Origin of the sequence: Psychrobacter sanguinis, from assembly GCF_020736705.1 — a bacterium.
GTDB classification, from domain to species: domain Bacteria; phylum Pseudomonadota; class Gammaproteobacteria; order Pseudomonadales; family Moraxellaceae; genus Psychrobacter; species Psychrobacter sanguinis.
The window spans coordinates 3027725-3054377 of sequence record NZ_CP085990.1 but is presented as its reverse complement, the minus strand read 5'-3'; the positions used below and the strand labels follow the sequence as shown (position 1 = coordinate 3054377).

The 26653-nt window shown below is 39.0% G+C and carries 20 protein-coding genes and 1 pseudogene; 11 read left to right on the top strand and 10 right to left on the bottom strand.

Annotated features, from left to right (window positions below; translation table 11 throughout):
• Positions 1-7: 7 nt before the first annotated feature.
• From LK453_RS12835 to LK453_RS12825, 3 genes are all read right to left on the bottom strand, one after another.
• Entirely contained in the window at positions 8-3232 is a 3225-nt protein-coding gene (locus LK453_RS12835; protein WP_201537395.1) for an efflux RND transporter permease subunit, read from the bottom strand.
• 29 nt (positions 3233-3261) lie between these two features.
• Positions 3262-4668: an efflux RND transporter periplasmic adaptor subunit gene (locus tag LK453_RS12830; protein WP_201527852.1), complete on the bottom strand. Its 1407-nt coding sequence runs from the start codon at positions 4666-4668 to the stop codon at positions 3262-3264.
• A gap of 1068 nt (positions 4669-5736) precedes the next feature.
• Positions 5737-6768: a polyprenyl synthetase family protein gene (locus tag LK453_RS12825; RefSeq protein WP_201537392.1), complete on the bottom strand. Its 1032-nt coding sequence runs from the start codon at positions 6766-6768 to the stop codon at positions 5737-5739.
• 836 nt (positions 6769-7604) lie between these two features.
• On the opposite strand from LK453_RS12825, the gene rplU reads away from it, so the two are divergent.
• The 4 genes from rplU to LK453_RS12805 all read left to right on the top strand — a co-directional run bounded on the left by rplU (position 7605) and on the right by LK453_RS12805 (position 10395).
• The gene (gene rplU / locus LK453_RS12820) at positions 7605-7916 is read left to right on the top strand and encodes a 50S ribosomal protein L21 (protein ID WP_007393805.1); all 312 of its coding nucleotides are present in this window, start codon (positions 7605-7607) and stop codon (positions 7914-7916) included.
• Between the two features lie 139 nt (positions 7917-8055).
• Positions 8056-8313 (top strand): 50S ribosomal protein L27, encoded by a 258-nt coding sequence (gene rpmA, locus LK453_RS12815; protein WP_007393804.1) that lies wholly within the window; start codon positions 8056-8058, stop codon positions 8311-8313.
• A 456-nt stretch (positions 8314-8769) separates the two neighbouring features.
• The gene (lolA, locus tag LK453_RS12810; protein WP_201537388.1) at positions 8770-9483 is read left to right on the top strand and encodes an outer membrane lipoprotein chaperone LolA; all 714 of its coding nucleotides are present in this window, start codon (positions 8770-8772) and stop codon (positions 9481-9483) included.
• A 273-nt stretch (positions 9484-9756) separates the two neighbouring features.
• Positions 9757-10395: a TetR/AcrR family transcriptional regulator gene (locus LK453_RS12805; RefSeq protein WP_201541726.1), complete on the top strand. Its 639-nt coding sequence runs from the start codon at positions 9757-9759 to the stop codon at positions 10393-10395.
• Positions 10396-10436: 41 nt separating this feature from the next.
• On the opposite strand, the gene LK453_RS12800 is transcribed toward LK453_RS12805, so the two are convergent.
• The 5 genes from LK453_RS12800 to LK453_RS12780 all read right to left on the bottom strand — a co-directional run bounded on the left by LK453_RS12800 (position 10437) and on the right by LK453_RS12780 (position 15400).
• Positions 10437-11138: an IS1 family transposase gene (locus tag LK453_RS12800; RefSeq protein WP_227953986.1), complete on the bottom strand. Its 702-nt coding sequence runs from the start codon at positions 11136-11138 to the stop codon at positions 10437-10439.
• A gap of 12 nt (positions 11139-11150) precedes the next feature.
• Complete coding sequence (locus LK453_RS12795; protein WP_201542292.1) at positions 11151-12365, bottom strand: multidrug resistance efflux transporter family protein; 1215 nt, start codon at positions 12363-12365, stop codon at positions 11151-11153.
• Between the two features lie 219 nt (positions 12366-12584).
• Positions 12585-13313 carry a 7-carboxy-7-deazaguanine synthase QueE gene (queE, locus tag LK453_RS12790; protein ID WP_201527867.1) on the bottom strand — a complete coding sequence of 243 codons (729 nt, stop codon included), beginning with the start codon at positions 13311-13313 and terminating at the stop codon, positions 12585-12587.
• A 136-nt stretch (positions 13314-13449) separates the two neighbouring features.
• Positions 13450-14271, bottom strand: coding sequence for a 2,3,4,5-tetrahydropyridine-2,6-dicarboxylate N-succinyltransferase (gene dapD / locus LK453_RS12785; RefSeq protein WP_201527869.1), 822 nt, complete (start codon positions 14269-14271; stop codon positions 13450-13452).
• A 199-nt stretch (positions 14272-14470) separates the two neighbouring features.
• Positions 14471-15400 (bottom strand): alpha/beta fold hydrolase, encoded by a 930-nt coding sequence (locus tag LK453_RS12780; protein WP_201538527.1) that lies wholly within the window; start codon positions 15398-15400, stop codon positions 14471-14473.
• Between the two features lie 488 nt (positions 15401-15888).
• Between LK453_RS12780 and LK453_RS12775 the strand changes: the two genes are divergently transcribed.
• A complete protein-coding gene (locus LK453_RS12775; RefSeq protein ID WP_201535551.1) occupies positions 15889-16200 on the top strand; it encodes an IS630 transposase-related protein in 312 nt (103 codons plus the stop codon).
• 31 nt (positions 16201-16231) lie between these two features.
• A pseudogene (locus LK453_RS12770) lies at positions 16232-16726 on the top strand (transposase); the annotation flags it as partial.
• Between the two features lie 175 nt (positions 16727-16901).
• Here the strand turns inward: LK453_RS12770 and lipA are convergent.
• Both lipA and LK453_RS12760 read right to left on the bottom strand, forming a co-directional pair.
• A complete protein-coding gene (gene lipA / locus LK453_RS12765) occupies positions 16902-17954 on the bottom strand; it encodes a lipoyl synthase (RefSeq protein ID WP_201527880.1) in 1053 nt (350 codons plus the stop codon).
• Positions 17955-18169: 215 nt separating this feature from the next.
• Complete coding sequence (locus tag LK453_RS12760) at positions 18170-18574, bottom strand: carboxymuconolactone decarboxylase family protein (protein WP_201538511.1); 405 nt, start codon at positions 18572-18574, stop codon at positions 18170-18172.
• Between the two features lie 552 nt (positions 18575-19126).
• Here LK453_RS12760 and acnB point away from each other — a divergent pair.
• The 5 genes from acnB to LK453_RS12735 all read left to right on the top strand — a co-directional run bounded on the left by acnB (position 19127) and on the right by LK453_RS12735 (position 26601).
• Positions 19127-21730, top strand: a complete 2604-nt coding sequence (gene acnB / locus LK453_RS12755; protein ID WP_007393792.1) for a bifunctional aconitate hydratase 2/2-methylisocitrate dehydratase — start codon at positions 19127-19129, stop codon at positions 21728-21730.
• Between the two features lie 203 nt (positions 21731-21933).
• Complete coding sequence (locus LK453_RS12750; RefSeq protein WP_201538513.1) at positions 21934-22368, top strand: PACE efflux transporter; 435 nt, start codon at positions 21934-21936, stop codon at positions 22366-22368.
• A 185-nt stretch (positions 22369-22553) separates the two neighbouring features.
• Positions 22554-23567 carry an IS4 family transposase gene (locus tag LK453_RS12745; RefSeq protein WP_227945131.1) on the top strand — a complete coding sequence of 338 codons (1014 nt, stop codon included), beginning with the start codon at positions 22554-22556 and terminating at the stop codon, positions 23565-23567.
• Positions 23568-23579: 12 nt separating this feature from the next.
• Complete coding sequence (locus tag LK453_RS12740; RefSeq protein WP_201542311.1) at positions 23580-25034, top strand: hypothetical protein; 1455 nt, start codon at positions 23580-23582, stop codon at positions 25032-25034.
• Positions 25027-26601, top strand: a complete 1575-nt coding sequence (locus LK453_RS12735) for a DndE family protein (RefSeq protein ID WP_201538485.1) — start codon at positions 25027-25029, stop codon at positions 26599-26601. Before LK453_RS12740 ends, LK453_RS12735 begins: the two co-directional genes overlap by 8 nt.
• Positions 26602-26653: the final 52 nt, after the last annotated feature.

Below are 26653 nucleotides of genomic sequence, written 5' to 3'. Positions count from 1 at the left end.
GATGTCGTCATTGAGTGTTGTCTCCAAAATTAGCGGGGGTAGAGGCAGTACTCGTCTCATTGGTCACTAACACTGTCTTAGGCTCAGTTGGTGTGCCATTATCAGAATCATTATTGGTACCATTACCCTTATATTTAAAGATAGTACGAACCCATACATAGAACATAGGGATAAAGAAAATACCCAATAAGGTTGCGGTCACAACACCACCTACAACACTCGTACCGATGGCGTTCTGGCTTCCCGCACCTGGACCTGTTGCCAAGAATAAGGGCAATACACCAAGACCAAAGGCTAATGAAGTCATAATAATAGGACGTAAACGCTGTCTAGCTGCCAACATTACCGCATCTCGTAGAGAGTTGCCAGCCTCTTGGTGTTCCTTGGCGAATTCGATAATTAAAATCGCGTTCTTTGCAGACAGGCCGACCACAGTGAGTAGACCAACCTGCAGATAAATATCGTTCGCAAAGTCCCTAAACCAAGTGAATAATACAGCACCTAGTACCCCTAATGGTACCACTAATAGTACTGCAAATGGGATTGACCAGCTTTCATATAAAGCCGCTAAACATAAGAAAACAACTAAAATCGATAGGGCATATAGCATAGGTGCTTGAGCCCCTGATTTTTTCTCTTCAAGAGACATACCTGTCCATTCAAAACCAATGCCTTCAGGTAATTGTCCGACCATTTGTTCCATAGCCGTCATTGCTTCACCAGTACTTAGACCAGGTGCCGCACTACCTTGGATGTTCATAGATGGGAAACTGTTATAACGCGTTAATCGTGGAGAAGCATACTGCCATTCACTATCAGAGAAAGCGTCAAAAGAAATCATCTCACCATTGTTATTACGAACATACCATTTTTGAATATCGTCAGGGTTGGTACGACTGTCCGCATCGCCTTGTACAAAGACACGTTTCACACGTCCTCTGTCAACGAAGTCATTAACATACGCTGAACCCCATGCGGTTGATAATACGCTGTTAATAGCAGACAAAGGCAATCCATAAGCAGCAGCTTGCTCTTGATTGATATTAACTTTTAGCTGAGGGGCATCTTCTTGCCCGTTAGGACGAACGCCTGCCACTTGATCACTCTGCGCAGCCATACCCAATAGCTGGTTACGAGCATCAAGCAGACCTTGATGGCCTACGTTACCTACGTCTTGAATCATTAAGTCGAAACCACTCGCGTTACCCAATTCAGTAATAGCAGGTGGAACAATAGCATAAACCTGTGCTTCATTTAACTGAGTGAAGAAATAGCCCATTGCTCGTTCCGCGACAGCTTGAGCACTGTTCTCTTCACCTGAACGGTTTTCCCAGTCAGAAAGACGGACGAAGGCAAGACCCATGTTTTGACCTTGACCGGCAAAACTGAATCCAGCAACCGTAAACACTGACTCAATATTCTTACCTTCTTGAGTATGATAATAGGCATCTACCTTATCCAATACTGCCTGAGTCTCTTCTATATTAGAACCCGCAGGTAGCTGTACCAAGGTGACCATAATACCTTGGTCTTCTTCTGGTAAGAATGAACCAGGAATACGCAAGAATAAGACGGCCATAATACCAATGATAGCGGCATAGGCTAGAGCGTATAACCATTTTACATTAATACTCTTACCGATAAAGCGCTCATAATTTCTACTGGTCTTTTCAAAGCTACGGTTAAACCAACCAAAGAAGCCTTTCTTTTCTTCACCATGATTTTTAGAACGTTTTAACAGGGTCACACATAGGGCAGGGGTGAAAACCAAGGCCACAATGGCAGACAGTACCATACTGGTAATCAAGGTAATTGAGAACTGACGATAAATAACACCCGTTGATCCACCAAAGAAGGCCATTGGTACGAATACCGCTGATAAGATCAGAGCAATACCAATAACCACTTTACTAATCTCACCCATTGATTGGATAGTGGCTTCTTTAACGGTTAAGTCCGGATGCTCTTCTAACAGACGCTCTACGTTTTCAACAACAACAATCGCGTCATCCACCAGTAGACCAATGGACAATACCATAGCGAACATGGTCAATACGTTAATACTAAATCCAGCCACGTACAGAACCGCAAAAGTACCTAACAAGACAACAGGAACCGCAAGGGTTGGAATAATAGTAGCACGCCAGTTCTGTAAGAATAAGAACATCACTAGGAATACCAAAATAATGGCTTCAACTAGCGTGTGCACTACTTGTTCAATGGATAACTTAACAAAAGGTGTGGTGTCATAAGGTACAACAGAGGTTAAGCCTGGTGGGAAGTTGGCTTCAAGCTGTGCCATACGATCTTCCACAAGTTGTCTGGTATCAAGCGCGTTTGAACCTGGCGCTAATGAGATACCAATACCTGAGGCTTCTTTGCCGTTATATAACGCTTTTATACCATAGTTTTCACTACCTACTTCAACTTTCGCCACATCACGTAGACGAACTTGAGCACCTGAGTTGTCTGTTTTTAATAGGATATTGCTAAACTCTTCAGGTGTTTTTAGATAGCTTTGAACCGTAACAGTAGCGTTAATAACTTGATTCTCTACGTCAGCAGGTGCCTGACCTAACTGACCTGCAGAAACTTGAGCGTTTTGAGCACGAATAGCATCGACCACATCGCTTGGTACTAAGTTATAACTACGCAGACGTGCAGGGTCTAGCCAGACACGCATGGCATATGATGAACCAAATAATTGAACTTCACCCACACCTTCAACACGGCTGATTTGGTCAACAATATTTGAAGCCACATAGTCAGCGATGTCGACTCTATCCATCGAACCATCTTCAGAGATAAAACCTTGAACCATCAAGAAACTACTTGATGATTTGGTAACGTTAACCCCTTGGCGCTGTACGGATTCAGGAAGCGCACTCATAGCCGCTTGTAGTTTGTTCTGAACCTGTACTTGAGCGGTATCAGGATCGGTTCCGTTTTCGAAAGTAAGCGTAACAGAGCCACTACCGTTAGAAGAACTTGATGAGGACATATACATTAAGCCATCAAGCCCTTTCATACGTTGCTCAATGACCTGAACAACTGAGTCCTCAACGGTTTGCGCGTTGGCACCAGGATATGAGGCGCTAACGTTAATCGTTGGTGGAGCAATACGTGGATATTGCTCAATCGGTAAGTTAATTACCGAAATGACACCCAGTAGCATGATTAAAATTGAAATTACCCATGCAAAAATAGGGCGGTTAATAAAAAATCTTGACATGATATTTCCCTAGTCAGCCTATTTTTGAGTTATTTGGCAGCGCCAGTCTCAGGAGTTTCTTTCTTCTGAGGCGCTACAGGGCCTTTTGGCATTCCAGATTGGTTTGCTACCGGGCCTTTTGGTTGGGCTGCACCTTGTTGTGGCGCGGCATTACCTTCTGCTGAAGCAGGTTGATAGGGCTTGCTGACCACTTCTTGCTCAGGCTTAACTTTCGAGCCACCTATTACTACTATGTTTTCACCTGCCTTTAGACCATCAGTGACAATCCAGTTGCCATTGTAAGTTCCTTGAACTTTAACCGGACGAACTTGAATCTTATTGTTGTTGTCGACAATATAAACTTGAGTTTCACCCTTTGGCGTGCGAGTTAAGGCGCTTTGTGGTAATAAAACCGCATTGTTAATTAAGCCCTGAACAAGACGTGCTTTTACATACATACCCGGTAATAACATATAGTTATCATTATTGAAGATTGCGCGTAAGGTAACTGCACCCGTATCTTCTTCTACTTTAGCTTCTGCCAAAGACAATTGACCACGTACTGGATAGGTACTGCCATCTTCTAACACCAATTCAACTGTGCTGTTACCTGCTTGTAGGGCACCACTGGCTTGTTGTTGTTTTAGTTTCAATAATTCAGATGAAGACTGACTGATGTCCACATAAATAGGGTTAATCTTAGAAATTGTGACCAAAGGATTGGCTTGGTTGGCATTGACTAAAGCACCAGCAGTAACATTCGAGCGCTCGGTCATGCCAGAGATTGGGGCACGTACAATGGTGCGGCTAATGTCTAATTGTGTGCCTGATAGTTGAGCCTTGGCGGTATTTACAGCCGCTTGTGAGCTGGCAATATTGGCTTGAGCCTGTTGAGCTGCTGCTTGAGCACTGTTTAAACCTGCTTGAGCGGTTTTAAGCTGAGTAATCGCCTGCTCGTATTGCTGTGCTGAGATAGCTTGTTGAGAAACCAAAGGTCTTAGTCTTTGCACATCGGCTTCAGCTTGTTGTAACAATGCTTTTTGAGACTCAATATTCGCTAATGCATTGTTATAGCTCGCTTTGGCTGTCTGTACGTTGGCCTCGGCTTGTTGTACCGCTGCTTGACCTGCACTTTGACTTGATTGGTAGTTCTCAACACTTAGTCTATAAAGCGGTTGGCCTTTTTGGACCATACGTCCTTGAGGATAGAGAATCTCATCGATAACGCCCGTGACCTGCGGTCTAATATCTGCTACCTCATACGCTGCTGTACGGCCAGAGAATTCATGTACTAAAGGTACCGTTTGGAATTGAACTGGCATCACATTAACAACGGCAGGCGGCATTTGTTGCTGGGCGGCTGCAGCATCTGCTTGGTCTTCTTTTTTATCGCAGCCTGCAATGAATAGGCCGGATACCGCTAAACTAATAGCAATGAAAAGGTGCGAATGTTTCATGTACAAAACCTTAATAGTGGGTCATTACAAGCAAATATTTACTAGCTTGTTACGCAAGAGAATAATGTGTGGTTACAAATTACACGTACTGTAGCAATGAAAAGGCTAGTGCTTGTTTTAAATTTGTAAATATCGTGGTGGCTAATTGTTTATCTACGACAGTTTATAAATAAATAAGTAACTTATAAACCCCTTTAGTAATAATACAACTGTTATATTTAATATACCAAAGGCGTAAGTATTCTATTTTTAGAAGTCACTATGATAGCTTAATACTACATAAGCAAAGGCTTTAGGAGATAAAAACTGTTTTTAAATCAACCGATAAGAGACGATATTTTTTTTGATAAAACGGCTATTATATATTACAGATGTAAAATATAACAATCATTAAATGAGAATTACCCTCTTTTACCCCTTATTGGGTACAAATAATTCAACACAAATTGTACGTGATAGATAGCAGGTAACCTATCCCAAAAAAGGTTAAGAATGGTTAAGAATGAAGATATTCAACAGCCATCATTGATGTTTAAATAACGTCTTTAGAAAGAGAAATACTTATTTAGAAAGTAAAGTATTCAAGATTCAGCCAATTACGGCAATGTAAAAAGTTGAAGTAATAAATGAAGTGACAGTAAGGGAAGTAATAAAACTAAATACTATAAAGTAGAATAAGCTAAAGGGTAAGGTTGTCAGAGAGCAAGGAAAATAAGGTAATGATAAAAAAGTAGGCATAAAAAGAGTAAGCTAAGACTCTATCAAACTATACTTTTCGTTCCATAGCAATTAGTGCTGTGTTAATAAATAATGCTGTGTTAATAGAATACAATTTAATGGCTGAGCTCAAATTAAATAGCATGAAACTGACAATAAAAGAGAGCTTTTATAGGGCTAAAGTATCTTATATGGCCCAAGTACCTTATAGCCAAAATACTTTAACGCTTCATTTAAAATTTAAATAAGAAGTAGGTATTCATCTAAAGTAAGTTGACTCGGTCATTGACACTGCCTATGCCAAGTCAACTAACTGAAACTCAATAGAACAATCTCAATAAACTAAAGCTATTAAGCCAAGCGTGCGCTGGCAAGCTCAGTAAGTTGCCATAATCCTTGGCGATATTGGTTGTCTGGTAGTTGCGATAATGCCTGCTGTGCCAATCGTGTTTCTTCCAAAGCACGTTCACGGCAATATTCTAAGGCACCAGACTCTTGAACCAATTTAATAAGGCCTTGAGCATCATCTACTTTACCGGTTTGAACCGCAATACGTAGTTTATTGTAGTTGGCTTCATCGCTTTGTTTTAATAAACGTAGGGCAACAATAGTTGGTAAAGTAGGCTTTCCTTCTGCCAAATCATCACCCAAGTTTTTACCCATCACTTCACTGTCACCCGTATAGTCTAAAACGTCATCAATGATCTGGAAGGCATTTCCGAAGTGCTGACCAAAGTCACTGAAAGGCTGCATGAATTCGGGTTTGTCTTGTAAGATAGCGACCCCACAGGTAGCCATCATAAATAAACGTGAAGTTTTACCATCAATGATTCTCATATAATCATCTTCAGTAGCCTGAGGGTTATGCTGATGCTGTAACTGTAATACTTCACCTTCAGCAATGTCACAAGTGCCATCTGAAAATAGCTTTAATAGAGGCAAGCTTTGAAATCCTACCAACAGGTTAAATGCACGAGCGATAAGATAGTCACCTACTAAAACAGCAGTAGGGTTGTCCCAAGTAGCATTGGCAGTAGGACGACCGCGACGTAAACCTGACTCATCGATAACATCATCATGTACCAAAGTGGCGGTGTGCAGCATTTCAGTAATAGCAGCAAGGTGCATGGCATCTTCTGATTGCTCATCACGACACAGACGTGAGCACAGTAGCGTAATAAGAGGTCGCATTCTCTTACCACCGGCATTAATAACATGCTGAGAGACACTCATGACTAATTGTACTTTAGAGTTCAAACTGCCAAAGACTTGCTTGTCCATAATGGCAAAATCATCAGCAATAATTTGTTGAATGTCGGCATAGTCCACAAGCGGGGAGGTGTTGGTAATAGAAGATGATGAAGTGTTATTTGATGTGCTCATATTTATGGTCAACTAAAATTAGAATAATGAAGGAGATTATTATAACAATGATTCAATCTACGACAGCCCAATTAAAACAGTTGTCTTATCATTAAACTTAAATCACTGAAGCTAATTAAAAAATTTATGCATTAAAATTATAAAAATAAATAGGGTGTAGTGATTATAGTCACTTTAAAGTATAAATATAGCGTATAAAAAGTCAGATTATAGTATTTACACCACTATGCTTTATATTTTTTTGGTACGGCTGTTTTTAGTACAGTTATTTATTTAGAGATTAGAGAGAAAGGCTGCAAAATTAGCTAATGATATCACTAACTATAAAAAATCCTGTGCTATAAAAACTCATTTCGTATAAAACATTCACTATAAAGAAAAAACATCCACTATTAAAAAGTAGTAGTGGTCATTCTAATACAGTTTAAGGTTTTTAAGAGTTAAACTATCGTTTCAGCATTGTTAAAAATAATGCCACAAATAAAGTATTTGAAACATACCCTTACCTATACACATATAACACTTAACTGCCACTCAATATAAGCTGCCTAATTAACCGTATAGCGCATAATAACATAGGCTTAATTTGCAATCATCTATTGCAATTTAGCCCATAAGTGCGTAAAATTCCGTCTTCATATTCAAAGCTTATGGCAATAACGCAATAACTGATAATAAAAGCTTTCTTTTATTTATTGGGTACTCGGAATTGTTTTAAAGCTATTTTCTGTAACTTTCCCTGTCGTGTACGTAGATCAGGCAAAAGCTGAAGTGTTATTTGAGATACTTTCAGGTATTTGGATAACCACGGCACACGGGTTAAACGGAGTCATAAGATGTACGCAGTTATTAAAAGTGGTGGTAAACAGCATCGTGTAAACGTTGATGAACTACTAAAAGTTGAGCTACTTAAAGCTGAAAAAGGCGAAACCATTAAAATTGAAGATGTATTAATGGTTGTTGATGGCGATGATTATAAAATTGGTCAGCCAGTTGTTGAAGGCGCAAGCGTTGAAGCTGAAGTAGTAGAGCACGGACGTGGTAAGAAAATCCGTATCGTTAAGCACAAGCGTCGTAAGCATTATCATAAAGAGCAAGGTCACCGTCAGTGGTACACGCTTCTTAAAATCAAAGCGATTAATGTTTAATAGCTGGTTTTCCCCTTTACAAGTATGTAGATAGCTTGTTTTTACATTAAACATTTTACAGTGATGGTTTGCTGTTCTAATATTAGCTATCTATATTGTATAAAGTTTTTATAAATTAGTCTCAGTAAGGAGATTTCTCATGGCACATAAAAAAGCCGCAGGTTCAACTCGTAACGGTCGTGACTCTAACCCTAAAATGCTTGGCGTAAAAGTATTTGGTGGTCAAGATGTTGTGGCTGGTAATATCATCGTACGTCAACGTGGTACAGAATTCCACGCAGGCGAAGGCGTAGGCATGGGTCGTGACCATACTCTATTTGCTTTAACTGATGGTGTTGTTAAGTTCGATACTAAAGGTAAATTCAACCGTCGTTACGTTTCTGTTCAAGAAGCCTAATTTACGGACAATCGAATCTTAATCTGTGAATTATGGTTTGATTAACTGAATTTTGGTTATTTGATTCTATATAGATAACCCAAAAAAAGCCCTGATATTTTTATCAGGGCTTTTTTTAATGTTTTTGCACTGTGAAGCGGGATTACACAAATTAGATACGTGTCACAAACTTGCACTTATAACGATTTAAATCATAACATTGTAACAAGCCAGAAGTTTTTTTTGCAATTATCGTCTAGTCACGTAATAAAAGAAATGGCACACTACTCAGCATGTTGGATATAACCAATTTATATTAATAATTATTGTTTTAATATTATTTATTGTTTTAACCCTATAGAGTATTTTTAACGGCTCAAAAGTGTGTCTTTAATAGATACGAGATTTGATAGCTTTGGGCAAGACACTTTTGAAAACGATAAGTACTGTACTTAACCTTTTAAGGATTATGAAATCATGCAAACGCAATTAGAGAATAACAAAACAAAATCAATGATGAAAAAAGTAATGGGCACGGCATTATCAGGGGCACTAATTTTTGGTATGCCAATTATGGCGGTATCACAAGCGGCTCAAGCAGCTACTGCAGCAGATAACTTAACCGCCGCAAAACGTTTAAATACTTTATTAAGCAATACTAAGAGTATGACCGCTAATTTCACCCAAACTACCAAAGGGGCAAATGGGGGCAAAAGTGGTCTAAGTGCGAAAAATGGTACTTTTTCAGGTAATGTTAGCTTACAGCGTCCTAATAATTTCCGTTGGAACATTACTTCTCCCTCTGAGCAATTGATTGTTACTGATGGTAGTGCACTTTGGGTATATGACAAAGATTTAGAGCAAGTTACCCGTCAAAGCACAGATCAGCAAGTGGGTAATACACCTGCCTTATTATTGTCAGGTGATCCAAGTAAAATTGCTAAAAACTTTAAAATCACTCAGCCTAATGCTACTAAGAACTACTATGTTTTATACCCAAAAAACAGCGGCAGTAACTTTAATAGTTTAGCAGTGAGCTTTAATGGTGGTAAACCAGTAATGATGGTATTAAACGATTCGTTAGGCCAAGTCACTTCTATTAAATTTAGTAATGTGAAAACAAATACTAGCATTCCAAGCAGCCAATTTAAATTCACACCACCTAAAGGTGTTGACGTAATTAATCAGTAATTGTTATTTCAGTGTTAGCTTTGTAGTAATGCCTGAGTAGCTGTTTATGTAGTAGTACTTCAGTACCAAGGTTAATATTAAAACTGTGTAGTGGAATGAATAGGGGCCCAAGCTTATGCTTGGGTCTTTTGGGTTTATAATATATTGTAGAAAGTATAATTAATAAGAAGATATGGTAGACTCAATATTCCCAGAGCATAGTTATCTATCTTTTTAATGTATATTTAGCTGATGAGAGTTTTTTGTGGCTCATCGATTAGATTTGAGGATAAAATGACCGTTAAAGCAATAAAATCAGCCCCCAAACGCTCAGAGCAAAAGCGTTCACGTGAGACGAAGTGCAAGATTTTGAATGCCGCATTAACCGAATTTTCCTCTGCAGGATTTGAAGGGGTATCGACTCGGGCAATTGCTCATACTGCAGGGGTTAATCATACTTTGATTACCCATCACTTTGGCACCAAAGAAGACCTTTGGAAGGCGGCAGCTGAAGCTATTTTTGATACCTATACTGAGCAGTCTGAAAAATATTTACAGAGTTTAGGCGATTTAGAGCAGGAGCAGGTAGTACGTGAGTTGCTCAGACATTATATTAATTTTAGTGCAGAGTTTCCTGATTTTCATCGCTTTATGATTCAGGCCAATCGAGGTGATTCAGAGCTACTGAATTGGTTTACTGATCAATATATTAGTCCTTATTCAGATTCTGAGCTTGATCTTCTGAAACAGGCACAGAAGTTGGGGCTTATGCCTGAAGAGGATAGCTTACACATTCGTTATTTGTTTATGGGTGCAGTCACCTCTATTTTCACTTTTGCCCCGCAATTTAAGCGGTTGTCAGGTACGGATCCTTTTTCAAAGGAAGTAGTAGAGCAGCATATTGATTATATCTTTAGAATCTTTGCTAAATAACAAGATAGAAAATGGGTGGTGGTTCAAAAAGTAGGCTGACATTAGACATATCCATGATTGATGTAAAAGAAAGCTAAATCAAAGGCTTTAAAGTGATTTTCCAGCTTTTTAGAAAAGTTACAACTTCGCCTAAATGCTCGCCTTACTCGATGTCTGATAGTGCAATTATTACCTTCAATACCGACCGTGAAAAACTTGCCAATGACTTGGGTAAAGCCCTTAAAACCGGTAACAAAGCTATCCCAGGTATCACTAGCGATTCTAGCACAACTTACGCCTAAGGCTTGCAGTTTAGCTTTAAGCTTTTTGACAGTGTTAAGGTCTCGTTTTCCCCACACATAGGCAACAATTTCACCTGTGTCACGGTGATAGGCATAAATTAGCCATTGTTTGTTGGTCTTCTTGCCTACGAATGTCCAAAGCTCATCGACTTCAAGACAGTCGTATTGCCTTTGCTTGGGGGTTATTTGGTAGTGACACTTTTTTAGGGTGGCCAGTACTTTGCCTTTGCTGATTCTCTCAACGCAAGCGATGTCTTTTATGCCACTGCCTCGAACCATAAGATGGCGTATTTTGCTATCTTTTTGGGAGTGACAGCCTTGGTACGTTAAGGCATGGTCGCCAATAAACTGCCGTTTGCAGTCTTTGCATTTATAGTTTTGTTTACCATAGCTTTTGAAGCCATTTTTCTTTATACTGTCACTTAGACAGGCTGGGCATTTGATGTATAGTGTGATTTGCATTTCACTATTTTATCAATTTCTCAGCCTGTTTTTTTTCAGCCTACTTTTTGAACCACCACCGCCATTTTTTGCAAAAAGAACCAAACCAATCAGAATAAGGGCGATGCCAATAAGCCCTATTGTAGAAGGCATAGCATTACCTAAAAACAGCATGCCACCGAGTAAAGCAAAAATAACCTCGCTGGCCTGAGTCGCATCGACTCCCGCTACTTCGCTTGAGGTTTCAGCCCTTTCCCGTGCATATAAGAAAATACTGGTGGCTATCACTCCTGATAAAAGAGCCACTAATAAGCTATTGGTAATTTGGCTCAAATCTGGTGATTTAGGCTGAATAAAAAGCCCTAAAACCAGCCAAAAAGGAAGGCTGCCGACGGTCATTAACCACACTTTATTAAAAGAGCTACTCAGTAAGTCAGTATCGATAGTCGGTATCCTTGCTATCAATATGGCTAACTTAGATTGAGGCAGGGGTTGTACTTTAGCCTGTGGACCTTCTGTATCGATATAATCATCCATTTCAAGAGACACAATTCTCGGTGAAATCGTGGTCAAGGCTTCGAAGGTGTTAAGCCCTTGATTGTCGCAGTCGGTCTGGCCCACAGAGATTTTCACTCTTTTAGTGTCTACGATTTCTTCTACATTTAATTGTCGAGCATTATAAGATGCTTGCCATACCAGCTGGCTGCCAATGGGAAAACTAAAAGAAGCAATAATGCAGGGCAGGGCGCCGTATAGCAAGACAGTCGATAATGGGATATCAGTCATTAAGTTATTAGAAGAAGCACCTATAGCTTCACTGACATTCACTAGAATGACACCGAGAAGTACCAAAATGGCATAAAGCACGAATTTTTTATCAAACCGGTGACCAAAGGCTATTAATACTATTAAGCTTGCCACCACAGTAAACATAAAAGTGGCGGCAACTACCCAGCCACTGACATGATCTGCAGCGTAGCAGAGACCAGCATAAAAAATACCAAAGCCAATACTGCCAGTTACTGTCCAAAACCCCCAATGCTCTTTAAAAATAACCCAAAGTTGTTCAATACGCTTGCCGCCATTTTGTAGGGCAATGACTACAGTAAGGATAATAAGCGTGAATAAGTAACGCAGGCTTGCTGACCAAAACCAATGCCCCCCTGAGTTGCTCATCAGTTCATTTAAAATATAAGTTGAGCTAAAAAAAGCACTGGCAATTAAGGTAATTAAAATCAGCCTGACCATGGGGAGCTCCTTCTAGTTCGGCTGTGTGCATTCATTTTGATTATAAATGTCGATTAATAGACTTTAGTCAATAAGGATTAACAGCAGATTATTAGCAATATCAAGTTAAAAACATTTATTTAGCCGTATATTATTAGCATTATTAGACCATCAATCAATAGAAAGGACGCTTAAAAATAAGCGTCCCACTGAGTCTAATTATCGGGCTAAACTAAAATACTATTTACCTTTGGCATCTGCCCAGATTATTTTATGCAATTGTAGCTGTAATCTAACGGGGATAGCATCTTCCAAAATCCATTCTGCCAATTCACGAGCTAAATTTGGTACCTCAACCGCTGAATCTTTGTTGTCATGGACATTGAACATGGGAGAAAACCAGACAGTACCTACTTTTTGATCCAACTTATAATCAATGAGTTGTTGTTTTGACCATTCATAATCACTGCGGTTCATAATCACAAATTTTAGCTGATCATGCTGGGTCAGGTAGTCAAGATTTGACCATAAGTTTTTATCTGATTCCCCGCTACTTGGCGTTTTAACATCCATTACCTTACTGACAGCTTCTGGAACGTCGGCCACTGATAGAGCACCTGCTGTCTCTAGAGATATCTCATAACCTGCTTCAAGTAGCCTGTTAATAAGTGCTATGCAGTTAGGCTGTGCTAAAGGTTCACCGCCGGTTATGCAAACTCGTTTACAAGGATATTGAGCAATATCTGCCATTATGGCCTCTAAAGACAGGCGTTCTCCGCCTGTAAAAGAGTAGGTGGTATCACAGTAAACACAGCGTAATGGACAGCCAGTCAAGCGAACGAAAACAGTAGGTAATCCCGAAGTTAAGGCTTCACCTTGTAGTGAATAGAAAATCTCAGTCATACGCAAGCCGGCTTCAGGATCCGTAACAGGAATAGATTGGCTACGTAAGGGTGTGGCTTGAGTCATGAATATGAACCTTTGTAAGTAAGCTAAATATGAGGGTTATATAGGGGTGATGATATAAAGAATAAAGGTGCTTAGAATGACTCTAAGCACCTTACTTTTTTAGACTAAATTAGTGTTATAAAAAAACTATTCTAAATTAAGCTAGACGCAGTAACTCGTTAATGCTAGTTTTGGAGCGAGTTTGGGCATCCACTTTCTTAACGATAACGGCACAATATAAGCTATGTGACCCATCTTTTGAAGGTAGGTTGCCAGAAACCACTACTGAGCCCGCTGGGACACGTCCATAATGGATTTCGCCAGTTTCACGGTCATAAATCTTGGTAGACTGACCGATATAAACACCCATCGAAATAACTGAACCTTCTTCAACGATAACGCCTTCCACAATCTCAGAACGAGCACCGATGAAGCAGTTGTCTTCAATAATAGTCGGATTGGCTTGTAGCGGCTCTAATACCCCACCGATACCTACGCCACCTGATAGATGAACATTTTTACCAATTTGAGCACATGAGCCAACTGTTGCCCAAGTATCTACCATGGTTCCTTCATCAATGTAAGCACCGATATTGGTATAGCTTGGCATCAATACCACGCCTTTAGCAATAAAAGAACCACGACGGGCAACGGCAGGAGGTACCACACGTACACCAGATTCAATAAACTGCTGCTCAGTCCAATCTGCAAATTTAGTCGGCACTTTGTCATAGAACTGTAGGTGTTCACAGCTAGGCATTTGATAATTATCATTCATACGAAAAGACAGTAACACCGCTTTTTTGGCCCACTGGTTAACTACCCATTCGCCGTCTTTTTTCTCAGCAACACGTAGGCTACCATTGTCTAATTGTTCTAAAACGTCATTGACCGCATCTTTTACATCTTGAGGCATAGTCTTTGGACTATATTCAGCACGTTTTTCAAAAGCTTGTTCGATAATCTGTTCTAATGACATATGTTTATCCATAATAAATTTAAGTGACAATGAACCCATGATAATGACAGGCTTACACGCTCTATATTGTCTCTAATTTCAGGTCATTTAGCAAACTAAGTCTGCATAAAATTAAGGGGACAGATCTGAGTTATGGACGTGCCAATATCAAATCTGTCCCAATTTTTAAACCTGTTTGTTGAGTAGAATCAGTAGGTAATTAAGCTGACTTTTCCAATTGACCTTCAAGCCAATTTAAAAGGTCCTGATAGACTTTTTTATTTTCAACTTCATGTAATGGCTCATGACGCATTGAAGGGTATAGTTGCTTTTCGACATGCTTAAAGCCCTGCTTTTTCAAGCGTTTGGTTACTTTGGGTATGGCTTTACCCATATAGCCTACTGGATCGTTTTTCCCACTCATAAACAACATAGGGAAGTCATGCTCGATGGTTTCTGCCCAGTCTTTAGCCAAACCGCCTTCCATCAATTTTAATAGGGTCCAATAACCATTGTTGGTAAAATCAAAACCACATAAAGGGTCTTTTTCATACTCAGCAATGGCCTCTGGATTATTACATAGCCAAGCATGATCAGAGTCCATTTCTTTATCTTTTAATTGAGCATTAAACATGATGTTCATGGCACTAGATATAACAGAGTTATGACGTTTAGGCTGTACTTTATTAAGTATCTCCATAACCGGCATCATAGGTTTAAGCAGAGGATTATAATCACTGCTACCCATGATGATAGCACCCTCAAATTGATCGCTATGAACTTGCAGTACATTTCTTACTACAAATGAGCCCATCGAGTGACCCATTATGAAGTGCGGTACGTCAGGATGTTTTGCTTTTAGCTGGTCTGCCATTATCACTACGTCTTTTAACAGCTTTTGCACAGGATGCGACTTGGCGAAATAGCCGAGTTCTTCAGCATTACTGATGGTGCGACCATGACCCAATTGATCGTAAGTAAGTACCGCAATATCATGCTCAGTTAAAAATTCCGCAAATTGATGATAGCGTCCGCTGTGCTCAGTCATACCGTGCACAATTAGCAAAGTGGCTTTGGCGTCATTTTTTGGCTCGTAAAAAGTGTGATGTAAGGTATGAATTTTATCCGAAGAAAGAATGGTCTTAGCCATGAAACAGTCCTTGAAACAATGAAAAATAATATGGTTAACGGCTTAAATAGAACCAACAGTTAAAATAGAAGTAATTTAAGTAGACATAGTATAAATAGTCAGTCAAGTAACGGGTTAAGTTCTTATCTAAACAATCATTTAAAGAATAATGAGTTTTAAAAGTCTAACTATCTCAATACATAGGCTTTATTTAGAATTATTAATTTAGAGTTTTTATAAGTTGAACCATTAAGATCTTTAATTATGAAGTGTCTTGAGCCTTTAGATTATAGCGAACTTTAAAACAGGAATTACCCATAGTTACATTTAAATTCAAATATGGACTATTAGATTACCTTAGCAGTTAAAAATTATAACAATAGCAATGACATAGAATATTATAAAGCTAAGTAGGGAATAATCGGCAAGCCAAACTATTGAGTTTGATAGTTAGAATGAGTAACTGCTTAATATAGTCAAAGAACGAATAAAGTGGGACACTAAAACTTATGGCATATTCAAAAGACTACCGACAAATGATTCTTAGCAAACTTGACGAAGGCTACAGCTTTCGAGAGTTAGCCGAAGAGTATCAAATTAGCCCAACCAGTATACAAAACTGGAAGAAACGGCTTGAGCGAAAACAATGCAAACGAATCCCCAGTAAGATAGACAACGATGCCCTTATAGCAGATGTCAAAGCCTATCCTGATGACTATCATTATGAACGAGCAAGGCGATTTAACTGTAGCGACAGAGGCATAGGAAAAGCTCTCAAGCGTCTCGGCATTACTCAAAAAAAAGACACTAAATCACCCTAAAGCAGATGACGATCTAAGGCGTCTATTTCTTGAACAACTGTCTGAGTTTGAAGAAAGCGATAGAGCTATTATTTATTTAGACGAAAGTGGTTTTAAGTCTCATGAGAACCGACCACACGGCTATTCCTATAAAGGCAAACCGTGCTTTGGCAGTTATAACTGGCAACTAAAGAATCAAACCAATGCTATCGGTGCTATTCACAATAATCAACTATTCGCCATTGGCCTTTATGATTGTAATGTCAATGCCGACGTCTTCTATAGCTGGGTGACACAATTGCTACTGCCAAACCTACCTAAGAACAGCGTTGTTGTTAAGGACAACGCCACCTTCCATAAAAGACTTGATTTTCAAGAGCTTATTAATGATGCAGGACACTGTATTTTATGGCTACCACCTTATAGCCCAGATTTAAATCCCATCGAAAAAGCCTGGGCTTGGATCAAGCGTAAACGTAAAGACTGGCGTCTGCAGTGTATCGATACTTTGTTCTTTTATTTTCTTTGGCTTTGTGACAGTTTATAAGTTCTTTCACTATAGTATTGTCCAGAATAATACAATCGTCTGATAAATATATTTGTCTAAATATATATAGCCGTCTAATATGGACTCGTCTAGACAGTCAATAAATAAAAAAGGAGACCTATCTAAATAGGTCTCCTTTTTTGTCTTAAAACACATTATAGGCTAAAGATAGTTACTAACAGCCTAACTTCTTGCCTTCTGCTTCGGCAGCCAACGCTTTCTTACTGCGAACAGGAGCAGGGCAGTCTTCCCCATAGAATTGACGGTCTGCAAAATAGCTTGAGCGAACCATAGGGCCGGCCCAAATACTGAAGAAACCAATCTTTTTGCCATAATCCATATAACGTTGAAACTCATCTGGATGGACATAACGATCAACGGGGGCATGGTTTTTACTGGGCTGTAAATACTGACCGATGGTAATCATATCCACATCATGGGCTTTTAAATCATCTAATAAGGCGTAAACTTCTTCTTCCGTTTCGCCTAAACCCACCATAAAGCCGCACTTAGTAGCAATGTCAGGACGACGAGCTTTGTACTGTTTAAGCAAGTCTAGTGAATGCTGATAGTCTGAACCTGGACGGAAAGCTTTATATAAGCGAGGCACCGTCTCAATGTTATGGTTAAATACGTCAGGCGCAGTTTCAGTCAGTAAGTCCAACGCCACTTCCATACGGCCACGGAAGTCGGGCACTAAGATTTCAATTAGGCAATTTGGGCTCAATGCTTTTGATTCATTGATCACATCAACAAAATGTTGAGCACCGCCATCTTTTAGATCATCACGGTCTACCGAAGTAATCACCGCATATTTGAGACCAAGACCTTGAATAGTCTCTGCTGTATGACGTGGTTCATCCTTATCAAGCTCATTAGGACGACCATGTGCTACGTCGCAGAACGGGCAGCGACGGGTACAAATATCACCCATAATCATGAAGGTTGCGGTACCATCACCAAAGCACTGAGGTAGATTAGGGCAGGCCGCTTCTTCACAAACGGTATAAAGCTTCTGTTTACGAAGGGTCTTTTTGATACGGTCTACTTCAGCAGGAGACGACATTTTAACCCGAATCCAATCCGGCTTCTTAGGGGCTTCAATCGTTGGAATCACTTTAATTGGGATACGAGCGACTTTGTCATAGCCGCGTAGTTTTTCACCTTTCACCGCTTTTTTGGGTTTAGGTTGCGCTTCCGGTACGAAGGTTTGTACTGTAGTTGTCATAATCAGCTTCTGTCCTAACCCTTGATAGTATTAGGGTTTATTAATTGTTCAAAGTATAAAAATGAATGCATTTATTATATCAGATATTAGGCTATAGGCGGATAATTCAACCCATTAACTTAACCCAAATGAATGGGCTCTAAATTAATTGAAACGAAAAAAGCCGAGCCTAAACTGATTAAGACAACCGTATCCTTGTCAAAACTTTTATAAATTTAAGGTTGTTGTAAATCTATACCTAAATCTGTTAAAGCCTCTATCGCCGCACGGAATGCGTCTTGGGTAGCTGGAGCACCGCAGTAAGGCAAGCTATGCATCAACACTTCACGAATCTCTTCCACAGTTGCACCGTTATTAATGGCACCTCTCACATGCCCTTTTAATTCATTAGGACTTTTTTGAGCAATTAAAAAAGCCAAGGTAATTAAGGAGCGATATTTACGAGGCAATATTTCTTCATCTTGCCAAGTACTGCCCCACGCATGTTCAATAATCCAATCTTGTAAAGGCTGAGTAAACGGTGTCGCAGAATCAAGAGAGCGCTTAACATGAGCTTCTCCCATCACTTCAGTACGTACTTTTAATCCATTTTGATAAGTATCAGTTTTAGGGTCTGCCATAATAATTTTCCTTACAAATAACGTGTTGGTAGAGAATGAACGGAATGAAGATGAGAACTAATTAAAATTTAGTAGAGTAGAGACATCCATAATAATTTTAATAAAATGAACGCTGTTAATTTATTGTATTGACATTTTTAAACTGACTTTGTTGTCCTGAAATATTTGCCGTACTGAAATAATTGCATTCAAATCATTGTACTTAAATTATGGTACTTAAATTATAGTACTTGGCTTATTGAACAATCATAGCCATTTTTAAGGAAACTTCTAAGCTTAATCTAGTACCATCATAAAATATTACTATAAGCCTTTGAGTTATAGTTTGTATTTCCTAAATAAATGTTCGATATGGCCTTAAAAAACATAGGGTTTACAGTTTGGTGATTAACTTTTTGAGCATTTTAGGCTATATTAGTGACCAGAGTTAAACCCACCTGCAAGGTACTGGAAGCCACCACAAAATCTGACTGTTATTATCCAGTTAGGACGGTAATTTACCCTCGTGGCAGCTACCTAACCTGCGTAAAATAATGAAAGAGGACGCTTATTGTGTTAGACGCATATCGTAAACATGTCGAAGAACGTGCCCAACTTGGTACAGTACCCCTACCACTATCTGAGCACCAGACTGCTGATTTGGTTGAATTATTAAAAAATCCACCAGCAGGTGAAGAAGAGTTCTTAATGGACTTATTGGTTAACCGTGTACCAGCAGGTGTTGACCAAGCAGCTTACGTGAAAGCCGCTTTCTTAGCTGCTATCGTAAAAGGCGAAGCAGTATCACCACTTATCGATAAGAAAAAAGCAGTCGATATCCTAGGTACTATGCAAGGTGGTTATAACGTATTACCTTTAGTAGAAGCGTTAGATGATGCTGAAGTAGCTGAAAACGCAGCAGCAGCACTGAAAAAGACCCTATTAGTATTCGACGCATTCAATGACGTTACTGAAAAAGCAGAAGCGGGTAACGAGAAAGCGAAAGAAGTAGTTCAGTCATGGGCTGATGCAGAATGGTTCTTACAGCGCCCAGAAGTACCACAAAAATCAACTTATACTGCGTTCAAAGTAACGGGCGAGACCAACACAGACGACCTATCTCCAGCACAAGACGCATGGAGCCGTCCAGACATCCCATTACATTCATTAGCTATGCACAAAAACTCTCGTGATGGCATCCAAGCTGACGAAGAGGGCGTACGTGGCCCAATGAAGCAAATCGAAGCACTAAAAGAAAAAGGCTTCCCTTTAGCCTATGTTGGTGACGTAGTAGGTACTGGCTCTAGCCGTAAGTCAGCGACTAACTCTGTACTTTGGTTAATGGGCGACGATATTCCTAACGTACCTAACAAACGTGGCGGTGGTCTAGTATTAGGTGGCAAAATCGCTCCTATCTTCTATAACACTATGGAAGATTCAGGTGCGCTACCAATTGAAGATGTAAAAGTAGATAACATTGAAATGGGTGATGTATTTGATATCTACCCATACGAAGGCAAAATCACTAAGCATGATTCTGACGAAGTTCTATCTACCTTCAAATTAAACTCAGCAACTCTTCTTGATGAAGTACGTGCTGGTGGTCGTATTCCATTAATCGTTGGTCGTGCTTTAACCAATCGTGCTCGTGATTACTTAGGTCTAGAGCATTCAGACGTATTTGCTAAGCCAGAACAACCAGCATCTTCAGACAAAGGCTATACGTTAGCTCAGAAGATGGTTGGTAAAGCTTGTGGTATGGAAGGCGTACGTCCAGGTATGTACTGTGAACCTAAGATGACTACTGTTGGTTCTCAAGATACCACTGGTCCTATGACTCGTGACGAACTTAAAGATTTGGCTTGTCTTGGTTTCCAAGCTGACCTAGTGATGCAGTCTTTCTGTCACACTGCTGCTTATCCAAAGCCAGTTGACGTTGAAACTCAGCACACACTACCTGACTTTATCATGAACCGTGGCGGTGTAAGCTTACGTCCAGGTGATGGTATTATCCACAGCTGGTTAAACCGTATGCTTCTTCCAGATACTGTTGGTACTGGTGGTGACTCGCACACTCGTTTCCCAATGGGTATTTCATTCCCAGCAGGTTCTGGTCTGGTTGCTTTTGCCGCAGCGACTGGTGTTATGCCACTAGATATGCCTGAATCTGTACGTGTTCGTTTCGTAGGTGAGCGTCAGCCTGGTATCACTCTACGTGACCTAGTACACGCTATCCCATTACAAGCGATCAAAGAAGGTTACTTAACTGTTGATAAGAAAGGTAAAATCAACGAGTTTAACGGCCGTATCTTAGAAATTGAAGGTCTAGAAGACTTAACAGTTGAGCAAGCGTTCGAATTATCAGACGCGTCAGCTGAGCGTAGTGCTGCCGGTTGTACCATCACTCTATCTGAAGAGTCTGTGACTGAGTACTTAAACTCAAACATCACACTTCTTAAATGGATGATCTCTGAAGGTTATGGCGATGCTCGTACTCTAAGCCGTCGTATCGAAGCTATGCAAGAGTGGTTGAAAAACCCAAGCTTGATGCGTGCTGACGAAGATGCAGAATACGCCATTGACATGACTATCGATATGAGTCAAATCAACGAGCCAGTATTGTGCTGCCCGAACGACCCAGATGACGCCAAAACTTTATCTGATGTAGCGGGTGATAAGATTGATGAAGTATTCATCGGTTCTTGTATGACTAACATCGGTCACTTCCGTGCCGCTGGTAAATTATTACAAGAAGTACCTGCCGGTAGCTTGAAAACTCGTCTATGGATTGCACCACCAACTAAGATGGATGCTCGCCAGTTGATGGAAGAAGGCTACTACAACGTATACGCACAAGCGGGCGCACGTACTGAAATGCCAGGTTGTTCACTATGTATGGGTAACCAAGCACGTATTGCTCCAGGCTCTACTGCGGTATCTACCTCTACCCGTAACTTCCCTAACCGTCTAGGTCAAGGTGCTAACGTATATCTAGCTTCAGCTGAATTAGCTGCTGTTGCTGCTGTACTTGGTAAGCTACCTACTAACGAAGAATATCAGCAGTATGCTGGCATGCTAAACAGCATGGGTGAAGAAGTATACCGTTACATGAACTTCGATCAGATGGAAACTTACTCTGAAGAAGCAGATAAAATTAACGTTGCTCAATTGTCTTAATTTCGATAGTTGAACGCTTAATTTAAGCGGTCAAAAAGACCCTCGTATTTTAGAATACGGGGGTCTTTTTTGTGGCTAAAATAAGCACTGAAGATTAGGTATAATAGGAATACAGGCGGAAACCGTGGCACTGTCTTTGTAAACTCATCAAAATTTCGGGACGGACCGATACTTTAAGTGCGCACAATAGGTGTGCTTTGGGGTTGTTGTTGATCACTTTATCACCGCTGAAACGCCGTTTAATCTATGTGGTTGTTTTTGAAGGCATTGCTATTATTCTATCGACTTTTATATTAATGTGGCTAAGTGGTAGTGATGCTTTGCAGTCTTTGCCCGTCGCCGTTATGGTGTCATTGGCTGCAGTCATCTGGAACTTTATTTATAACACTGGCTTTGAAGCTTGGGAACGCCATAAAAAGATTGAAGAACGTACGGTCTTGATACGCAGTGCTCATGCTATAGGATTCGAGGGCGGTCTAGTATTGATCTGCTTGCCACTGTATATGCTATGGTATGGAGTAGGTGTGTATGAAGCATTTATGATGGAGGTAGCATTGCTACTTTTCTTCTTGGTATATACCTTTGTCTTTACTTTGATATTTGATAAGATTTTTACTTTGCCGCAGCACTATCAATGAGTCATGGAATTAAAATCTAATTATTAGTTCTCTGCACACGACAAAAAAACAAAAAAGTCTGTTAAAGCAAAGGCATAATAGTAATTTTCAAGACGAATCAGACCATGCCAAACTTTAACAGACTTAGTGAAACTTTAACCCAAAACCTGAGTATGAACAAGGCAAGAATCACATGTTTGAGCCTAATGATAATAGCCCTGATTACTGCTCAAAGCAGTAATCTTAAAAAAATAGCAAGACACCTTCCTAAGGGTGGTAAAACCGACAGTCACTATCGCAGACTACAGCGATTTTTTGCCGAAGCGAGGACAGACTACGATCAACTGGCTTTAATGATATATCGACTATTTAGGCTAGGCAAAGTCACCTTAACCATTGACCGTACCAACTGGAAATGGGGTAAAAGTAACCTCAACATCTTTATGCTAGGGGTGGTATATAAAGGGATAGCCATCCCCTTATACTGGCAAATGCTAGATAAGCGAGGTAATACAAACCATCTTGAACGCTGTGAACTTATTGAGCGGTTTATCAAACAATTTGGCAAAGATAACCTTGAGATGATAGTAGCGGACAGAGAGTTTGTTGGCGAAAAATGGTTTAACTGGCTCACCAATAATCACATACCCTTTGCCATACGGATTAAGAAGAACAGTAAAGTTAAGAATCATCATGGCAAGTTGGTACAGATTAAAGAATTATTTCGCCATGTTAGCCATCAAGAAACATATCGACATGGGCGAATACTGACTGTCGATGGTTGTTTGGTTCGAGTATTTGCCAAGCGTGATAAAGACTATGATTTAGTGATTGTGGCAACCAATCAACTAGAAACAGTGGATGCGATGACAAGCTATGCTAAGCGTTGGGAAATTGAGACTTTATTTGCTTGTCTAAAGGGGCGTGGCTTTAATCTTGAAGATACCCACTTAACCCATCTTGATCGGGTCAGTAAATTAGTCGCAGTGAACGCCTTAGCATTTTGTTGGGCTTATCATGTCGGTATTTATAAAGACAAAGATAAGCCGTTAAAACGCAAGTTAAAGTCAAACGCTCGACCTCAAGCCAGTTTGTTTGCGCTTGGCCTGGATTTATTGATCGAAGGTCTTCGCTTGGTGTTTTTTAACAATGATAAGACTGTATTTCGACAGTTAGTTAGCTTTTTAACCCCTAAACCTATGAAAATCGGGTGGGGATGATTTTTTTGTCGTGTGCAGAGAAAAAAACATAGTCTTTCTGGTAGGGCTGAAGACCAAGTTAATGATATTGAAACAACAATTAAAGATAAAAACAAAGTTATTGAAGAATTAGAAGATTTAAATGCTAGTTTAAATAAACAGGTTAAGCTTAAAGAAGATAAGGTGGTCGAATATAACAGAATGATCGATCAGTCAGCGCCGCAAGTGTCTAATTTTAACAGGGACGAACTAGTTAAAGAAAAAAACTCATTGCAAGATAAGATTTCTAATCTAGAGAATGAGTTCAATGTTTTAGGTGAAGTAATACCTTTAGTAATCCTCTCAGGTAAGTTGCACGAAGTAAAAGAGCATTTAATTGCGCAGGATGAGAACGAGCTTATCGAGATTACTGCATCTACAAATATGAAAAAAATTGATAGTTTTATAGAGGCTCTTTTCAATGAACCACCACAGCCAGAAGGTTCAACGTTATCATTCAAAGACAAAGTGTTTTTTTATGATAAAGCTAGGCACTTAGGACAAGAGATTTTTGGTGATGTAAAGTTAAATACTTCTATAAACTTTGAGCATGATTTTACCAACGCTGATAGAAAGTTAATAGATGATGCACTATCTGTTATAAATTTATATAGTGAAAAAACTTTAGAAAATATCTTGATTCAGTTAAATACCTTTGAAAATAGAGTTTCAGAAATTAACTCAATATTAAGTAGGATTGATGCAGATCAAGTAGATGAGTATATATCTGAACTTATCAATAAACGTCAGCGATTAGAACAAGAAATTAAAGATACTATTTTAAAGATAGGAAGTAATACAGAAAGTATTAACCGAGAGACCTTTGAGCTTGATAGAAAGGAAAAACAACGAGATAATCTTTTAAAAAGGATCGAAGTATCAAATGAGAATCAAGTAAAAATAGATAAAGCAGAAAAATTTATAGATGTTTTGAAAGAATTTATTAATAGTCAAAAGCAATCTAAAAAATCACGTCTTGAAAGTAGTATTTTGAAAGAGTTACAGAAACTTATGCACAAACTAAACACCTCTAATAATAGCTTTATAAGTGAGGTGTTAGTTACTATCTTGCCCGATGGTCATGGTATGAAAGTGTTCTTATATGATGATAATGATGAAGAGTTGAAAAAAGAGTCATTATCACAAGGTGAAAAGCAATTATATGTTTCAAGCTTGATTAAAGCGATCTTGAAAGAATCAATATATCCTCTACCAATATTTATTGACACACCTCTTGGTCGTTTGGATGATGAGCATATTTCTAATATATTAGAGCACTATTATCCTACCTTATCCGATCAAGTTGTTCTCCTCTCTACGAATAACGAGATTACCCCCGCTCGCTACCATAATATAGAACAATTTGTCGCAAAATCTTACTTAATTGAACATGATGGTGGGAATTCGAAGTTTATAGAAGGTTATTTTAAAGGGGTTAAGAATGATTAGGTTTAAGCTGAGTCAAAGAACAACTGAGCATCTTGAAAAACTTACTAAACTGTATGATTTTAAATATGAAACAGTGACTATGAGGATTGCATTTGCTATCAGCTTAGCAAATGACAAAAGGTTTTCGGATGAAGAGCAGGATAATGGCAAAGATGGAAAAGAATTTTCTCCAACAAGTAACGTATTTGGTCGTTATATAAATGATGAAGATAATGAGTCTATATATTATGCTGTATTATGTCAGCATTACGATAGAGCGTTAACAAATACAGATTTTACTCGTTTATATAAATTACATTTATCTGATGGGCTTCAGTATTGGTCAGATCAACTGAGATTAACTGATACAATTTCAGGTGGGCATGTGAAGTATCTAGCAAAGATATTTAATAAAGGTTTGGCACTTAAACCAAATGCTGTCAATACCGCTTCAAGCAAGCCAAAAATTGATATTCCAGAATATAAAGCGCTGTTAAAGTTTAATCTAGGTGAATATAAAGATGGTAGTAAGGTTGAAATTAGATTAAATGACTTAAGAGAGTTTGATAATAGAAATATGGCTATAGCAGGCATGGCTGGTTCAGGTAAAACACAGCTAATAAAAGATGTGCTATATCAAATTTCACAAAATACGAACCATGAATTGAAGTTTACTTTTTTCGATTATAAAGGTGAAGGTGACTCAAAGTCTTTAACTACTTTCTTAGATTCAACTAATTGCAAGTTTGTTGACATAATCAATGATGGTGGCATAGACTTCAATCCCTTATCAGCAATTCAAACTGAACCCAATCAAAGAACTTTTAGCATCAAATCTTTCGTTGAGACAATTGCTACTTTTACACCTGATATAGGTGTTAATCAGAAAAGTATATTAGCTGATGTTCTTAATGGTTTAATTGATAAGCTAGGAGATAGAATACCTACAGTCAGTGAATTATTCGAGTCTTTGAAAGAGTATTATAAGAAAAACAATAAAAAGCCAGATAGCCTATTTGCAGGTATCGATAATTTAAGTAGTAATTTATTTAATTGTAGCCACTCAGAAAGCGTGCTTTTGAATGAAAGCATCTATTTAAATTTACCCCCTATGCTTTCTGATAGTTTAAGACAATTAATAGTATTTTTAATATTGAGATATATAGTAACTTATTATAGTTCTACAAATGACTGTATTCCAGAGGACAATATATTTCCTTTGCGACATGTTGTAGTTATAGATGAGGCGCATATTTATCTTAAAAATAGGAGTGCTAGTACTGCTTTAGAGGAAATGTTGAGGCTGCTTCGATCCAAAGGAGTAGTAATTATAATGCTTTCTCAAGGTGCTGAAGATTATAAAACTAAGAACTTCGATTTTGTGTCTCAAGTTAAGATTCCTATATGTTTGAATATTCAAAACAAGGATTACAGAACAATAGAGCATTTCTTAGGTACTCCTAAGAGTAGTATGCAGATGCAAGAAGCCATTGATCAGTTAGCTCCAGGAAAAGGAATTATAAATTTAAACGAGCCCACCTCTTTTAAATTAGCACAATGGTGGCAGACTGAGCAGTTACTACGCTAGAATAAGCAGTTGGTAACTTTAGTTTCGAAGCTAAAATTTTTAACGTAGAAAA

Coding starts and splice junctions, on each gene's coding strand:
- LK453_RS12835 (WP_201537395.1), bottom strand. CDS start 3,232: ATGTCAAGATTTTTTATTAACCGCCCTATTTTTGCATGGGTAATTTCA.
- LK453_RS12830 (WP_201527852.1), bottom strand. CDS start 4,668: ATGAAACATTCGCACCTTTTCATTGCTATTAGTTTAGCGGTATCCGGC.
- LK453_RS12825 (WP_201537392.1), bottom strand. CDS start 6,768: ATGAGCACATCAAATAACACTTCATCATCTTCTATTACCAACACCTCC.
- rplU (WP_007393805.1), top strand. CDS start 7,605: ATGTACGCAGTTATTAAAAGTGGTGGTAAACAGCATCGTGTAAACGTT.
- rpmA (WP_007393804.1), top strand. CDS start 8,056: ATGGCACATAAAAAAGCCGCAGGTTCAACTCGTAACGGTCGTGACTCT.
- lolA (WP_201537388.1), top strand. CDS start 8,770: ATGCAAACGCAATTAGAGAATAACAAAACAAAATCAATGATGAAAAAA.
- LK453_RS12805 (WP_201541726.1), top strand. CDS start 9,757: ATGACCGTTAAAGCAATAAAATCAGCCCCCAAACGCTCAGAGCAAAAG.
- LK453_RS12800 (WP_227953986.1), bottom strand. CDS start 11,138: ATGCAAATCACACTATACATCAAATGCCCAGCCTGTCTAAGTGACAGT.
- LK453_RS12795 (WP_201542292.1), bottom strand. CDS start 12,365: ATGGTCAGGCTGATTTTAATTACCTTAATTGCCAGTGCTTTTTTTAGC.
- queE (WP_201527867.1), bottom strand. CDS start 13,313: ATGACTCAAGCCACACCCTTACGTAGCCAATCTATTCCTGTTACGGAT.
- dapD (WP_201527869.1), bottom strand. CDS start 14,271: ATGTCATTAGAACAGATTATCGAACAAGCTTTTGAAAAACGTGCTGAA.
- LK453_RS12780 (WP_201538527.1), bottom strand. CDS start 15,400: ATGGCTAAGACCATTCTTTCTTCGGATAAAATTCATACCTTACATCAC.
- LK453_RS12775 (WP_201535551.1), top strand. CDS start 15,889: ATGGCATATTCAAAAGACTACCGACAAATGATTCTTAGCAAACTTGAC.
- lipA (WP_201527880.1), bottom strand. CDS start 17,954: ATGACAACTACAGTACAAACCTTCGTACCGGAAGCGCAACCTAAACCC.
- LK453_RS12760 (WP_201538511.1), bottom strand. CDS start 18,574: ATGGCAGACCCTAAAACTGATACTTATCAAAATGGATTAAAAGTACGT.
- LK453_RS12745 (WP_227945131.1), top strand. CDS start 22,554: ATGATAATAGCCCTGATTACTGCTCAAAGCAGTAATCTTAAAAAAATA.
- LK453_RS12735 (WP_201538485.1), top strand. CDS start 25,027: ATGATTAGGTTTAAGCTGAGTCAAAGAACAACTGAGCATCTTGAAAAA.